General features: G+C 40.3%; 14 protein-coding genes. 11 read left to right on the top strand and 3 right to left on the bottom strand.

Annotated elements, in window-relative coordinates; translation table 11 throughout:
• Positions 1 to 31: 31 nt before the first annotated feature.
• From pnp to ATS71_RS02470, 10 genes are all read left to right on the top strand, one after another.
• Positions 32 to 2,143: a polyribonucleotide nucleotidyltransferase gene (pnp, locus tag ATS71_RS02515; protein ID WP_058403398.1), complete on the top strand. Its 2,112-nt coding sequence runs from the start codon at positions 32 to 34 to the stop codon at positions 2,141 to 2,143.
• A 209-nt stretch (positions 2,144 to 2,352) separates the two neighbouring features.
• A complete protein-coding gene (gene nlpI / locus ATS71_RS02510) occupies positions 2,353 to 3,231 on the top strand; it encodes a lipoprotein NlpI (RefSeq protein WP_058403397.1) in 879 nt (292 codons plus the stop codon).
• Between the two features lies 1 nt (position 3,232).
• Positions 3,233 to 4,342, top strand: a complete 1,110-nt coding sequence (locus ATS71_RS02505) for a hypothetical protein (RefSeq protein WP_058403396.1) — start codon at positions 3,233 to 3,235, stop codon at positions 4,340 to 4,342.
• Between the two features lie 200 nt (positions 4,343 to 4,542).
• The gene (locus ATS71_RS02500; protein ID WP_058403395.1) at positions 4,543 to 7,335 is read left to right on the top strand and encodes a monovalent cation/H+ antiporter subunit A; all 2,793 of its coding nucleotides are present in this window, start codon (positions 4,543 to 4,545) and stop codon (positions 7,333 to 7,335) included.
• Positions 7,335 to 7,688, top strand: coding sequence for a Na+/H+ antiporter subunit C (locus tag ATS71_RS02495; protein ID WP_058403394.1), 354 nt, complete (start codon positions 7,335 to 7,337; stop codon positions 7,686 to 7,688). The genes ATS71_RS02500 and ATS71_RS02495 overlap by 1 nt, the downstream gene beginning before the upstream one ends.
• Positions 7,685 to 9,202, top strand: a complete 1,518-nt coding sequence (locus tag ATS71_RS02490) for a monovalent cation/H+ antiporter subunit D (RefSeq protein WP_058403393.1) — start codon at positions 7,685 to 7,687, stop codon at positions 9,200 to 9,202. The genes ATS71_RS02495 and ATS71_RS02490 overlap by 4 nt, the downstream gene beginning before the upstream one ends.
• The gene (locus tag ATS71_RS02485) at positions 9,202 to 9,738 is read left to right on the top strand and encodes a Na+/H+ antiporter subunit E (protein WP_058403392.1); all 537 of its coding nucleotides are present in this window, start codon (positions 9,202 to 9,204) and stop codon (positions 9,736 to 9,738) included. Before ATS71_RS02490 ends, ATS71_RS02485 begins: the two co-directional genes overlap by 1 nt.
• The gene (locus ATS71_RS02480; protein ID WP_006793386.1) at positions 9,732 to 10,001 is read left to right on the top strand and encodes a K+/H+ antiporter subunit F; all 270 of its coding nucleotides are present in this window, start codon (positions 9,732 to 9,734) and stop codon (positions 9,999 to 10,001) included. The genes ATS71_RS02485 and ATS71_RS02480 overlap by 7 nt, the downstream gene beginning before the upstream one ends.
• Positions 10,002 to 10,010: 9 nt before the next feature.
• Positions 10,011 to 10,343 carry a Na+/H+ antiporter subunit G gene (locus tag ATS71_RS02475; protein ID WP_058403391.1) on the top strand — a complete coding sequence of 111 codons (333 nt, stop codon included), beginning with the start codon at positions 10,011 to 10,013 and terminating at the stop codon, positions 10,341 to 10,343.
• A 192-nt stretch (positions 10,344 to 10,535) separates the two neighbouring features.
• On the top strand, positions 10,536 to 10,751 hold the full coding sequence (locus tag ATS71_RS02470) for a TIGR02450 family Trp-rich protein (protein ID WP_058403390.1): 216 nt from the start codon (positions 10,536 to 10,538) through the stop codon (positions 10,749 to 10,751).
• A gap of 162 nt (positions 10,752 to 10,913) precedes the next feature.
• Here the strand turns inward: ATS71_RS02470 and ATS71_RS02465 are convergent, their stop codons facing one another.
• Positions 10,914 to 11,156 (bottom strand): RNA recognition motif domain-containing protein, encoded by a 243-nt coding sequence (locus ATS71_RS02465; protein ID WP_058403389.1) that lies wholly within the window; start codon positions 11,154 to 11,156, stop codon positions 10,914 to 10,916.
• A gap of 218 nt (positions 11,157 to 11,374) precedes the next feature.
• On the opposite strand from ATS71_RS02465, the gene ATS71_RS02460 reads away from it, so the two are divergent.
• Positions 11,375 to 12,652 (top strand): VCBS domain-containing protein, encoded by a 1,278-nt coding sequence (locus ATS71_RS02460; protein ID WP_058403388.1) that lies wholly within the window; start codon positions 11,375 to 11,377, stop codon positions 12,650 to 12,652.
• 84 nt (positions 12,653 to 12,736) lie between these two features.
• On the opposite strand, the gene lipA is transcribed toward ATS71_RS02460, so the two are convergent.
• The gene (lipA, locus tag ATS71_RS02455; RefSeq protein WP_004585911.1) at positions 12,737 to 13,702 is read right to left on the bottom strand and encodes a lipoyl synthase; all 966 of its coding nucleotides are present in this window, start codon (positions 13,700 to 13,702) and stop codon (positions 12,737 to 12,739) included.
• On the bottom strand, positions 13,699 to 14,352 hold the full coding sequence (lipB, locus tag ATS71_RS02450; protein WP_058403387.1) for a lipoyl(octanoyl) transferase LipB: 654 nt from the start codon (positions 14,350 to 14,352) through the stop codon (positions 13,699 to 13,701). Before lipB ends, lipA begins: the two co-directional genes overlap by 4 nt.
• Between the last annotated feature and the right edge of the window lie 14 nt (positions 14,353 to 14,366).

Raw genomic sequence — 14,366 nt, 5'->3', positions numbered from 1 at the left:
AACACTTATTTAGATTTAAAGGATATTTTAAGTGCAAGCAATTATAAAAGAATTTCAACTAGGTCAACACACTGTAACTCTAGAAACAGGCGCAATTGCGCGTCAAGCAGATGGTGCAGTTTTAGCAAGCATTGGCGACACGTCAGTTTTAGTAACTGTTGTTGGTAAGCGTGAAGCACAACCTGGCCAAGACTTTTTCCCACTAACAGTTAACTACCAAGAACGTATGTACGCTGCAGGTCGTATCCCAGGTGGTTTCCTTAAGCGTGAAGGTCGTCCAAACGACGGTGAAACACTAATAGCACGTCTTATTGACCGTCCAATTCGTCCACTTTTCCCAAATGGTTTCGTTAACGAAGTACAAGTTATTGCAACGGTTGTGTCTGTTAACCCTGAGATCCAACCTGATATGGTTGCAATGATTGGTACATCTGCGGCGCTTGCTATCTCTGGCATCCCGTTCAGTGGTCCAATTGGTGCTGCGCGTGTTGGTTACATTGGTGGCGAATATGTTCTTAACCCAACGTTAAAAGAACTTGAAGAAAGCCAACTAGATTTAGTAGTAGCGGGTACAGATAACGCGGTACTTATGGTTGAATCTGAAGCAGACGTTCTTGCAGAAGACGTAATGCTAGGCGCTGTTGTATATGGCCATGAGCAATCTCAAGCTATCATCAACGCTATTAACGAATTTAAAGCAGAAGCAGGCAAGCCTACTTGGGATTGGACTGCACCTGAGAAAAACGTATCTCTTGAAGAGAAAGTAGCTGAACTTGCTGCTGATAAAGTAGGCGAAGCTTACCGTATCACTGATAAAGTAGCGCGTAAAGAAGCACTTGGCGTAGCTAAAGATGCAGTTATCGAAGCACTATCAAGCGAGCTTGCTGAAGGCGAAACGCTTGATAAGCAAGAAGTGGGTAAGGTATTCGGTTCACTTGAGAAGAAAATTGTTCGTGGCCGTATCGCTGCAGGCGAAAAGCGTATCGATGGTCGTGAACCAGATATGATCCGCGCACTAGACGTAATGACTGGCGTATTACCGCGTACTCACGGTTCTGCTATCTTTACACGTGGTGAAACTCAAGCATTAGTTACGGCTACGCTTGGTACAGAGCGTGACTCACAGTTAATCGATGACTTGACTGGCACACACAAAAACCACTTTATGCTTAACTATAACTTCCCTCCATTCTGTGTAGGTGAAACAGGTTTTGTAGGTTCTCCTAAGCGTCGTGAAATCGGCCACGGTAACCTAGCTAAGCGTGGTATTGCAGCAGTTATGCCTACGCTAACAGATTTCCCTTACTCAATCCGTGTAGTATCTGAAATCACTGAATCAAACGGTTCATCTTCAATGGCGTCTGTATGTGGTACTTCACTGGCACTGATGAACGCAGGTGTGCCAATTAAAGCATCTGTTGCAGGTATTGCGATGGGTCTAGTAAAAGAAGACGAGAAATTCGTTGTTCTTTCTGACATCTTAGGTGATGAAGATCACTTAGGTGACATGGACTTTAAAGTAGCGGGTACTGCTGCAGGTATTACTGCACTTCAAATGGATATTAAAATTGAAGGTATCACGCAAGAAATCATGCAAATTGCGCTTAAACAAGCAAAAGCAGCACGTTTACACATCTTAGAAGTTATGGACGAAGCTATTTCTGCTCCTTCTGAAGAGCTTTCAATGTTTGCTCCACGCATTTACACAATGAAAATTCCACAGAAGAAAATCGCTGAAGTTATCGGTAAAGGTGGCGCTACTATTCGTCAGCTTACTGAAGAAACAGGTACAACGATTGAGATTGGTGACGACGGTACAATTAAAATTGCCGCTACTGACGGTGAAAGTGCTGCAAATGCAATCAGCCGTATCGAGCAACTAACAGCTGAACTTGAAGTAGGTACTATTTACGAAGGTAAAGTTGTACGAATCGTAGATTTTGGTGCGTTCGTAAACATTCTTCCTGGTAAAGATGGTTTAGTACATATTTCTCAAATTAGTACTGAGCGCGTTAATAACGTTGCTGACCACCTTAGCGAAGGTCAAGAAGTTAAAGTTAAAGTACTAGAAGTAGATCGCCAAGGCCGTGTACGTCTAAGTATTAAAGAAGCAATGGAATCTGATGCGCCAACTGACGCGTAATTGCTAATGCTTAATCCAGATATTTACTGGATAATATAAAAGGGGGCTGTTTAGCCCCTTTTTTTATGCTTTAATGAGGAACTTGAATTTAAACAAAGATTATTCAAGGAGGTTCGATTACTTACGATGATATACAGTGTATATGTGATTATGAACCAAATTGGTCGTCGTCAGTCTTAGAGCTACCAACCTTGGTATTAAGGATTTTAATGATATTCAAACACATTGCTTTGGCGTCTTTTGCTATTTTGTCTTTAAGCGCTTGCCAAACAACAACTCAATCAGAACCAACACCAGTGGTGAATGTGCCTTTTACAGCACCATTAGCGTCTGATTTTCGCAGTGAAATAGCCATAGCGCGTTATTCTGAGTTACTCAACAGAGCTGATTTAACACCCGAGCAACAAGCTAAATTATATTATGATCGGGGAGTACTGTTTGACAGCTTAGGTATGACGACATTGTCGCGTATTGACTTCAACCGTGCTGTAAAGCTTAAGCCAGACTTAGCCGAAGTTTATAATTTTTTAGGTATTCAACATACATTAATGCAGCAATACGAAAAAGCGTATGAGCTTTTTGATTCTGCTTTAGAGCTGGATGAAGAACATGAGTATGCTTATTTAAACCGGGGCATTGCATTGTACTATGGCGATAGGCCTAGTATTGCAAAGACCGATTTTAGCCAATTTTTAGCGCGTTCTCCCAATGATCCTTACCGTGTGTTGTGGGTTTATTTAGCACAAGCTAAATTAGATAAAGACTCAGCGCTCGCCGAACTAAAAACCAATTCTAAAGCGCTTGATGACTCACAATGGGCTTATCAGCTAATTTCACTTTTTGCGGGTGATATGAGTGAGCATGCATTTTTATCTGGCGTTAGCGATGGCGTTAAGTCAGAGCAAGAATATGCACAACGTTTGTGCGAAGCTTATTTTTACTTAGCTAAACTACATCAAGCTGCAGGTGATACCTATGTCGCTGCGGATTATTTTAGATTGGCACTGTCTACAAACGTTCATGAGTTTATTGAATACAAATATGCACGTTTAGAACTTGAGCTGTTAATGGAAGCAGACGCAAGTTAGTGTGTTAAGAGCAACAATCGCGTTACTTTTTAGCTTATCAATAGCAGGGTCGAGTAACAGTTATGGCGGTATTGGTTTTTGGCAGGTTTTAAATGCCAAGGCCAATCCGCTGCAATTATATTGGCAATTTCCACACTACTTTTTAGCACGTATAAATAAGCTGCCTAAAAACACCCTTGGCCTACTTGCTAGGCATCAAATTCCTACTGCGCAATACGAGTATTCTTTACATCTGCTCAAGGCAAAACAGATCAAAGCTGCTAAATTATTTTGGTGGGCAAGTTTACCCAATATAAATAATGCTCAGATTACTAACTTATCGGAGCAACTACTCGCTACTGAGCAATGGGGCGATCTTAATATATTAAACACGTTAGGGTACCTTAAGCCTGGTTTTGTATTAAATCATTTTAATTTACACAATGGTGTTATTCACACACAGATCCCTAAGCCATTTTTACATTCATTGGAGTTTTTATCGTTAGACTCTAATATTTTGGCAAATCAAAAATGCCAGTTTAATGTTTTAACGATGAGCGATCATCGAAGTGGACTTTATAAGTTGTCGGCATTAATAAAAACCTATAATAAAAAACCTGAACCAAGACGGGGCGCTTTTTGTTTTAGTAAACCAGTATATGTGGCAGGTGCTTTAAAATGCACTAATAGCATGAGCAAAGCGGCTAATTGTGATTGGCAATCAGCGTTAATAAATAAACAGCTTTTAAGAGAATTTGATTTTGTTGTGATGATGCCCAAATATGGAAGTGCTAATGTTAGACGTGGCGTTATGCAATTAAATTCAGGCGCTAATTATGGTATTTTTTTGCACGAGCTAATGCACTTTAATGGCTTTGAAGATGAATATATTTTACCCAAGTCTAAGCAAGCGTGGTTGTGTAAAAGGAGAGGTTTAGTTGCTCCTAACTTGTATATTGCACAAAAAGGTGAAAAATCACCAAATGGTTGGCATAAAAGTAAAAGCTGCCAGATTGGCGGTGTAGCCTACAAACCAAGTAAAGACTGGTCAATTCTAGAATATCAGCAGATCACGCTTTCTGATCAATACAGGGCCCTTTGGTTGGCACATATAGATAAAATTAAGCGTTAATATGTTTATAACCATAGGTTTTTAAGTCCCTATTTTCCCTCTTTAAATTAACTCAACATGCTTCGCTTTTTATAGACAAAATATGTGTTATTGAGTATAACTATTACCATTAATGTCGTTTAAAAACAGGCAGTAAAAGCATCACTTAATGTATAAAAGTGGCGCCCTGATAAACTTATGATTATAAAAGGCCCTACATTATGACTTTGCTCTGGATACCCTTGTTATCCTTGATTGGCAGTGTTATTTCTGCATTCACAGGCAAACTTTCTCGCAATCAAAGTACATTTATTACTGTGCTTGCACCGTTAACCGCTTTGGCTATTACTTTATACCACGCGCCTGCGGTTCTTTCTGGTGAAACTATTCGCTATTCATTAGCGTGGATCCCATCTATTGGGCTTGATTTATCGCTTCGTATAGACGGTTTAAGCCTCTTGTTTATGTTTATGATACTAGGCATTGGTTTGCTTGTTATTGTATATACACGTTATTACCTCAGCGCTAATGACTCAATGGCTAAGCTTTATAGCTACTTAATGTTATTTATGACGGCAATGCTAGGTATTGTTATGTCTAATAACGTTATACAACTATGGTTATTTTGGGAATTGACCAGTATCAGTTCTTTTTTATTGATAAGCTATTGGTGGCATAAATCTGAAGCGCGTAAGGGCGCGCGAATGGCGCTAGCTGTAACGGGTGCAGGCGGTTTAGCACTACTTGGCGGGTTAATGTTGTTAGGGGACATTGTTGGCAGTTACGACTTAGATGTTATTTTAGCGAGCAAAGCCATTATACAATCCCATGATTTGTACGAATTAGCACTTGTTCTAGTATTGCTGGGGGCATTTACTAAGTCGGCTCAGTTTCCGTTTCACTTTTGGTTACCCCATGCCATGGCTGCGCCTACGCCTGTTAGCGCTTATTTACACTCAGCAACAATGGTTAAAGCAGGTATCTTTTTACTTGCGCGTTTCTATCCAGCTTTAGCTGGGACCGAGATGTGGTTTTTATTAGTTGGTTTAACGGGTTTAGCTACCCTGCTGTTTGGTGCTTACATTGCGTTATTTAAGCACGATTTAAAGGGGTTACTTGCATATTCGACAATTAGCCACTTAGGTTTGATCACGCTATTACTTGGCCTTGATACCGAGCTTGCAACGGTGGCAGCCATATTTCATATAATTAACCATGCGACATTTAAAGCCTCGCTATTTATGGCAACCGGTATTATTGACCATGAAACTGGTACGCGTGATATGCGTAAACTCAATGGTATGTGGCGGTTTATGCCTTATACTGCAACCCTTGCTATGGTTGCTGCTGCAGCTATGGCGGGCGTGCCTCTGCTCAATGGTTTCTTATCTAAAGAAATGTTTTTTGCCGAAACACTCCATCAGCAAGTACTTGGCTCTATGTCATGGTTAATACCGGTGCTTGCGACGGTGGCTGGTGCATTTGCAGTTGCCTATTCAGCCCGCTTTATTCACGATGTATTTTTTAACGGTGACCCAATAGATTTACCGCGAACACCGCATGAACCTCCACGCTATATGCGAGTGCCAATAGAAATACTGGTTGTACTGTGTATTTTGGTAGGTATTTTCCCAAGCTTTACTGTTGATAGTATTTTATCTGCAGCTTCATTAGCAGTATTAGGGGAGGCGATGCCAGAGTATAAATTAACAATTTGGCATGGTTTTAATTTGCCGTTACTGATGAGTGCAATGGCTGTTGTTGGTGGTTTGTTCATTTACGTAAATCGCAAATATTTATTTCAATTTCAGGCGTCATTACCCACACTCAATGCTAAAAAAACCTTTGAGCGTGCCGTGCTGAGTGTCGTTGCATGGTGTCAAAGTAAAATTAACAGTACTGAAAACGGTTCTTTACAGCGTTACTTAGTTATTATGCTGGGCGTGGTATTACTTTGTGCAGGTTGGCCATTATTTGAAATGCAACAATTAGCCGGCAGTATGCCGCGCACACCTGTTGATGTGCATAATGCGATTGGTGCTGGTTTATTAATAATTGGGGCAATAGCCACCGTTATTTGGCACAGATCAAGAATGGTCGCACTGTTAATGCTTTCTATTGTTGGTTTAATGGTGTCGGTCTTATTCACTCGTTTTTCTGCGCCAGATTTAGCGTTAACTCAGCTAACAGTTGAAGTTGCCACCATTATATTGCTAATGCTTGCGCTGTTCTTTTTACCGCAGCATACGCCTAAAGAGTCGAGCTCGTTGCGAGTGCTACGCGACTTAGGGATTGCTTCTACTATTGGTGTCGTAGTTGCTAGTATTTGTTATGCAATACTAACGCGCCCATTAAATTCTATTTCTGATTACTTTGTAGCTAATGCTAAAACGGGTGGCGGTGGCACAAACGTAGTTAACGTTATACTGGTCGACTTTAGAGGGTTTGACACCCTAGGTGAAATAACGGTATTGGGCATTGCTGCACTAGGTATATTTAAAGTGTTATCGCGTATTCCGCTATTTATGCCAGCTAGTGACAGTGAAGGGCGTCCTTGGGCGCGTGAACGATACCCAATTTTACTTGCAAGTATTTCACAAAGTTTATTACCGCTGGCATTGTTAGTATCAGCATATATATTCTTGCGTGGTCATAACTTACCCGGCGGTGGCTTTATTGCTGGTTTAGTTACGTCAATAGCCTTTATTTTACAGTACATGGCGCATGGCTCTAATTGGATCACCGAGCGCTTTGATATCAACTACCGTAAAATTATCGCCTCGGGTATAGGTATAGCAATGTTTACCGGTGTGGGTAGTTGGTTTTTTGGTAGACCATTTTTAACCACGTGGTTCGATTACTTTGATATTCCATTTGTAGGTAAAACAGAACTTGCTAGTGCAATTGTGTTTGACCTTGGCGTGTACCTCACAGTTGTAGGTGCAACATTAATGATTTTAGCTAGTTTGGGTAATATGACTTCCGATGCCCCTAAAAAAGAGGTGAATATTTAATGGAGCTATTATACGCATCGTGCGTTGGTGTATTAGTTAGCTGCGGTATATTTTTACTGTTAAGAGCACGTACGTTTCCTGTTGTACTGGGTCTTACCATGATTTCATATGCAGTAAACTTATTTTTATTTTCATCAGGGCGTTTAACTATAAACAAAGCCGTGGTGCTTGGTACCGGTGCAGATTACGCCGATCCACTTCCTCAAGCCTTGGTTTTAACCGCAATTGTAATTGGTTTTGCAATGACAGCATTTGTGGTTATTTTGGCTATTCGTGGACGTGCTGATTTAGGAAGCGACCACGTTGATGGAAGCCCCGTTAAATCAGCTGCAGCAAGTAAGGAGCAAAAATGATCCAACATTTAGCTTCGTTACCTATTTTACTGCCTATGCTTGCAGCTGTAATTTTGTTACTCCCACCTTGCGGTAAAAGTGTACAAATTCGTCGATACGCATCAAATACTATGGCGCTTATTACATTTGCTGTTAGTGTGTTTTTATTAATACATATTTACAACACAGGCATTAGTGTTTATGCCATCGGTGATTGGTCAGCCCCCTACGGGATAGTACTTGTGGCCGACAATCTATCAACATTACTCGTAGCGCTAACCTCGTTTTTAGGGCTTGGGGCCATTTTATATGGCAGTGCAGGCGATGATGAAAAAGGGAGCTTTTATCACCCACTGGTTCATTTTTTAGTGCTGGGTGTTAATGGCGCTTTTTTAACCGGTGATTTGTTTAACCTGTTTGTGTTTTTTGAAGTTTTACTGATTGCATCGTATGCATTACTTATGCACGGTGGCGACAAACAAAACACACGTGCAGCACTACAATATGTAATTCTAAACTTAGTGGGCTCGAGTGTATTTTTAATCGGTTTAGGTATTTTATATGGCGTATTAGGTACATTGAATATTGCTGATATGGCGCAAAAGGTATCACAACTTAATGGCGACGATGTATTTATTGCTAAAGCCGGCGGTTTATTACTACTTATTGTATTTGCTTTAAAAGGCGCATTGTTGCCGCTACATTTATGGCTTCCAAATACGTATGCTAGCGCAAAACCTGTTGTTGCAGCCTTATTTGCTATTATGACTAAGGTGGGGGTTTATGCCATGCTGCGTGTTTACACCGTTATATTTGGTGAACAAGCGGGTGCACTTGAGCACATGGTACAACCTTGGCTTTGGGGATTAGCGATTGCAACGATTGTGGTTGGCGCCATGGGCGCTATTGCTGCGCAAGATTTGCGTAAGTTAACCGCTAATTTAGTCTTAGTGTCTGTGGGTACTTTAGTCGCGTTAGTAGCTTTACAAAATGTAAATGCAACGGCTGCGTTGTTGTATTACTTAGTGCATTCAACATTAGTGAGTGCTGCGTTATTTTTACTAGCTGACTTAATTGCTAAGCAACGCGGTAAAGTTGCTGATAGGCTTGTTGGTGGGCGCGCAGTTAAACAGCCGCTTTTACTTGGGGCATGCTTTGTTGTAGCAGCCTTAACTGTGGTAGGTATGCCGCCACTATCGGGCTTTGTGGGTAAAATATGGATACTAAAATCGACGTTAAATAGTGAGCAAGCCTTAGTATTTTGGCCAGTGTATTTAGTGACAAGCTTTGCACTGTTAGTGGCACTTTCTCGGGCGGGTACAAGCTTGTTTTGGGAAAGAAAAGATAAACGCAGCGAAAGCGCAGACTGCGCTGATGCAAACCCATTACAAGTAACAGTAATAATAGGTTTACTTGCTTGTTCGCCGCTGTTAGTTATTTTCGGTGGGCCGATTAGCGAGTACATGGTAGGTGCTGCTACGCAGTTACATGATATTAGCGGCGGTATAAATGCTGTACTTAAAGGAGGCATGTAATGAGACTACAAGCCCGTTTTCGGTGGTTACCAACGCCATTTCGTAGTTTATTTTTGTTTATAGTATGGTTGTTGCTTAACAATAGTGTGTCGGTTGGCCATATTGTACTGGCAACATTTTTTGCTATTTTTATTCCTATTTTAAGCTTTTCATTTAGAGATCCTCAGCCGCTAATTTTAAAGCCAGGGCTAGCTCTTAAACAATTTGTAATTGTACTTTACGATATTATTGTTGCTAACTTACAGGTTGCGTTATTAATTGTTGGGCCTTCCAAAAAACTACGCCCAGCATTTATTAAAGTCCCATTAGACTTAACTCACGATATGCCGATTACAATTTTAGCAAGCAGTGTGTCGTTAACTCCCGGTACTGTAAGTGCTGAGGTGTATCCTATTCCTGAGTCGTTAGCTGAGGGAGAGGAAATGACGCAGCGTTATTTGCTTATACATGTACTTGACCTTGACGACGAAGCTGAGCTTATCAAGCATATTAAAAAACGCTACGAAGCTCCACTAAAGGAGATATTTCAATGTTAGATACTGTATTACTTATTGTTTTCGCAATGATAGGACTTTCTTTACTGCTTAATTTATGGCGTTTAATTATTGGCCCATCAATCCCCGATAGAGTATTAGCGCTTGATACTATGTACATTAATGTTATTGCGCTCATTGTTTTATACAGTATAAGCATGGGAACAGGGTTGTACTTTGAGGCCGCATTATTAATAGCTATGCTGGGTTTTGTAAGTACAGTAGCTGTATGTAAGTATTTACTACGTGGCGATATAATTGAATAAGGTGGCAAAATGATTAGCGAATGGGTTGTATCAATTTTATTGTTATTTGGTGGCACGTTTATTTTAATTGGTTCGTTAGGCTTATTAAAATTGCCAGACTTTTTTATGCGTTTACATGGCCCAACTAAAGCAACAACGTTGGGTATGGCAAGTATGTTAATTGCCGCTATGGTGTATTTTGCAAACTCTAAAACGGGTTTAAGTGTTAAAGAAATACTGATCACTATATTTCTATTAATAACGGCCCCAATTAGTGGCTATATGTTAATTAAGTCGGCTATTCATCATAAACTCAAACCAAAAGAGGGCACCAAAGGCCTGGACAATATTGAGGATGATTAAGCTTTATTGATTAGTAAACTATTAAGTTTACGTTAAAGCAAAGCGTTATCGATATTAAACCGAATAAAGAAATTTATTCGGTTTTTTGCTAATGGCAAACCAGTTAACGCTTTCATGAGGGTTTTTTAATTGAGCTTAGACGCATATTTGTTCGTATTAGGCTCTATAAATTAATAATAAGCTTTAAATTTTATGAATAACCTCAATCCAAAAAAATTACTTAATAGCAAATGGACTGCAACACCTACCATTAATAAAGAAAAGCATTTTGTAATTGTAGAAGTAGAGTACGATGAAGATGCTAATGTAATAGCCTGTATTACTGAGTCGGTGTTTTCTAAAAAACAATATCCCATTAGCTGGCGAGACCTTAAAAACACTGAAAAATGGCGTCAAGGTTGGAAGTAGCTTTTAACAAACCTAATATAAAATAGTAGGTTGGGGTATAAACGTTCACTTGTCGTAGTCTAAAAGTAGCAAACTTAGGTACGATTTTGAGCTGAAAATACAGCAATACTAATAATTGAAAAAACCAGCATTTAGCTGGTTTTAAAAGTGCATAGCAAGCGGCTATTTTTCATCTGCGTATTTTACGCGAATCTTACTTTTATCAACGGTTGATTGATTAAGTGCTTTAATCGCGCTTTTACTTTCAATATCGTTTGGCATTTCTAAAAAGGCAAAACCTTTAGATTGGCCAGTTTCTTTATCAAGTACCAAGTTACAAGTTGTCACTTTACCGTGAGCTGTAAACAACGTACGAAGGTCTTGCTCTGATGTTGTGCGAGACAAATTACGAACTAATAATTTCATATTTAACCTAAATAATGGGTTCAGCTTGATTATCTCAAGTAATTTGGCTTTAACCTAATTATATTTTTACTCAGCCATACACTCCTCAATTTAAGCTACTTAATTTAACATTAAGAACAATAGCGTTAATTGGTAATGAATAAATGGTTATTTAAATTTAAAATTGGTAAGTTATATTTTAAATTTATAGATGACCAATGTTTTGTGTGTGGGGTATTATGCCAATGTATCGCTTAGGTATTTTAAAAATTGTGATTGTATGTTTTTTATGTTGCGGATTGGCCGCTTGTGGTAGTTCGGGCTCACAAGGCGAACCAGTAAGTGTTGCCTTGACAGCCCAAACCCACGCTGTAATAGGCGGTGAAACTTCAGTCAGTATTAACAGTGACCGTGATAGTGCGGTAACTGGCGAGCTTTCTATATCTGATGCTCAAGCCAGTGAGGCTGTATTTAATGCTCAAAGAGATACTCAAACGAGTTATGGCACATTTAGCCTTACAAGGGACGGTAGTTGGTTTTATACCTTAAATACTAACCATGCAAATATTAATTCTTTAGATGAAAATGAAATTCTACTTGACGAAATAGTAGTCAGTTCAGCCGATGGGACTGAAGCAACTATCACTGTCACTATCGTAGGTGTTGCCTCGGCTGATGATTTTTTAGTAACCGATGAAACAACACTTAAAGCTGACGGTGTTAATTCTGGGCTGAGCGCATATGCACTAATAGAAACTGTTTTTAGCGAAGGGGCTATAGAGTCGCCAGATATGTACGCTGGTAACCATGAAGGTGTTACCCATATAATTGAAGATACCGACTCGATTGTAGGTAACCACTTTGTTTTTTTAGCGCATCGCGATGAAGACCAAGATAGAGATAAAGGGTTGACTGATAGGCAGCGCAACGAAATAAAAGCTTACGACAAGTCACCTGCTACAACCCTTGCTTTTGAAAATGAAACAGTACAATACAGTTGGAAGTTTAAAGTAAGTAGTGAGCTTGAATTAACGAGCAAATTTAGTCATTTTTTTCAAATAAAAGCTCGGAACGAGAGTAACGACAACACCAATGGGAACGACGACCAGCCTATTATTACGCTCTCTGGGGCGCAAAAAAACAGTACAGGGAATCAACTACAGGTGCGTTATAGCGCAGGTTTTGACAAAAATGGTAACAGTACTGGGCTTGATAAAAACCTCATAGAAACCGATTGGTCACTTATTACTGATGAATGGGTAGCGGTATTTGTTCAAGCGACCTTTAGCGAAGAAGGTCAGTTTGATATGACCCTCACCCGCTTAAGTGACAACGAAGAGCTATTTAATATAAGCGAGCAAAACATAGATATGTGGCGTGGTTTTAGCGATGATGACTTTGCTCGCCCTAAGTGGGGAATTTATCGCTCAATAGTAGAAACCGACAGCCTTCGCGCTGAAGAAGAGCAGGTACGATTTGCTGATTTTGTGATTAAAAAAGGTGTTTTAACAAAGTAGCCGAAGGATGGATGTAGAACACTCACAAAAAAGCCCTTACCAATTAAATTGTTAAGGGCTTTTTTAATGTGTTATAAAAAGTAATTATTTTACTTCTTTACCAGCGGCTTGTTGGTCAGCATGATAGCTTGAACGAACAAACGGGCCAGAGGCTGCATGAGTAAAGCCAATTTCATCCGCGTACTCTTTTAATGCATCAAACTCTGCTGGTGGCACGTAACGTTTAACTGGTAAATGATGCTTAGATGGCTGTAAGTATTGGCCAACAGTAAGCATATCTACGTTATGCGCACGCAGATCACGCAGTACTTCTTCTATTTCGCTAATCTCTTCACCTAAACCAACCATTAAGCCTGACTTAGTTTTTACTTCTGGGTGTGCTTCTTTAAAGCGACGAAGTAATTCTAAAGACCATTTGTAATCGGCACCTGGGCGCGCAAGTTTGTATAGACGTGGCGCTGTTTCTAAGTTGTGGTTAAACACATCAGGTGGCGTTTCAATTAAAATTTCAAGCGCACGGTCCATACGACCACGGAAATCGGGTACTAAAATCTCGATGGTGATCGTTGGATTGTGTTTGCGAATTTCGCGAATACAATCGGCAAAGTGTTGTGCGCCGCCATCACGTAAATCATCACGGTCAACCGAGGTAATTACCACGTAGCTTAGCTTCATGTCTTTAATTGTTAGTGCAAGCTTTTCTGGCTCTGCTGCATCAGGTTTTAATGGGCGACCATGGGCAACATCACAAAATGGGCAACGACGCGTACAAATAGCACCTAAAATCATAAAGGTTGCTGTACCGTGGTTAAAACACTCAGATAGGTTAGGGCACGAGGCCTCTTCACATACTGAATGTAAGCCATGCTTACGCATTGCTTGTTTAATACCATCGATACGCTCAGTTGATTTAGGTAAGCGAATTTTAAGCCACTCTGGCTTGCGCAACATTTCGGTTTTTTCTGTTGGTAAAACTTTAACGGGGATCAACGCCATTTTTTCTGCGTCGCGTAGTTTTACACCTGGTTCCATTTTGACTGGTTTATTCATTCGTTTTCAAACCCTTCAGTATGCTTAACCTGTGCTGCATTAAGCTTTTTTATCATGTGTTTTACTAGGCCTTCACCTGCGCTTTGTAGGTTTTGAGGACCATTCAATTCTTTCGTTTGCACCATATTCATGCCGGCATAACCACACGGGTTTATGCGTAAAAACGGGCTTAGATCCATGTTAACATTTAATGCTAAACCATGAAATGAGCAGCCGCGGCGAACTCTCAAACCTAATGATGCAATTTTGCTGTCGTTAACGTAAACACCCGGTGCGTCGGCTTTAGCGTATGCTTTTATATCGTATTCAGCAAGCGACTCAATAATGCACTCTTCGAGCCAGGTTACAAGCTCTCGCACACCAATTTTTAAGCGGCGCAAATTAAATAATACATACATCATTTGTTGGCCAGGGCCGTGATAAGTTACCTGGCCGCCGCGATCAACTTTAATCACTTCAATGTCGCCTGGGGCGAGTAAATGCTCGTCTTTTCCTGCTTGGCCTTGAGTAAATACACTTTCGTGCTCTACAAGCCAAATTTCATCTGGAGTGCTGTCATCTCGGGTGTCGGTAAAGTCTTGCATTTTTTGCCAAATTGGCATGTAACGCTGACGACCTAGTTGGCGTACGATCAAGGTGTTTTCGTTCACAACAAATCTCAATT

Source organism: Pseudoalteromonas sp. H71 (genome assembly GCF_001468485.1).
In the GTDB taxonomy this organism is placed as follows: domain Bacteria; phylum Pseudomonadota; class Gammaproteobacteria; order Enterobacterales; family Alteromonadaceae; genus Pseudoalteromonas.
The sequence above is the reverse complement of the archived record's forward strand: the minus strand, read 5'-3'. Positions and strand labels throughout refer to the sequence as shown.

What these genes read in the sequence shown, in the direction of transcription:
- lipA (WP_004585911.1), bottom strand. Translation starts at nt 13,702, where the DNA reads ATGAATAAACCAGTCAAAATGGAACCAGGTGTAAAACTACGCGACGCA.
- ATS71_RS02465 (WP_058403389.1), bottom strand. Translation starts at nt 11,156, where the DNA reads ATGAAATTATTAGTTCGTAATTTGTCTCGCACAACATCAGAGCAAGAC.
- ATS71_RS02475 (WP_058403391.1), top strand. Translation starts at nt 10,011, where the DNA reads ATGATTAGCGAATGGGTTGTATCAATTTTATTGTTATTTGGTGGCACG.
- ATS71_RS02460 (WP_058403388.1), top strand. Translation starts at nt 11,375, where the DNA reads ATGCCAATGTATCGCTTAGGTATTTTAAAAATTGTGATTGTATGTTTT.
- ATS71_RS02485 (WP_058403392.1), top strand. Translation starts at nt 9,202, where the DNA reads ATGAGACTACAAGCCCGTTTTCGGTGGTTACCAACGCCATTTCGTAGT.
- ATS71_RS02480 (WP_006793386.1), top strand. Translation starts at nt 9,732, where the DNA reads ATGTTAGATACTGTATTACTTATTGTTTTCGCAATGATAGGACTTTCT.
- ATS71_RS02490 (WP_058403393.1), top strand. Translation starts at nt 7,685, where the DNA reads ATGATCCAACATTTAGCTTCGTTACCTATTTTACTGCCTATGCTTGCA.
- ATS71_RS02495 (WP_058403394.1), top strand. Translation starts at nt 7,335, where the DNA reads ATGGAGCTATTATACGCATCGTGCGTTGGTGTATTAGTTAGCTGCGGT.
- ATS71_RS02470 (WP_058403390.1), top strand. Translation starts at nt 10,536, where the DNA reads ATGAATAACCTCAATCCAAAAAAATTACTTAATAGCAAATGGACTGCA.
- ATS71_RS02500 (WP_058403395.1), top strand. Translation starts at nt 4,543, where the DNA reads ATGACTTTGCTCTGGATACCCTTGTTATCCTTGATTGGCAGTGTTATT.
- nlpI (WP_058403397.1), top strand. Translation starts at nt 2,353, where the DNA reads ATGATATTCAAACACATTGCTTTGGCGTCTTTTGCTATTTTGTCTTTA.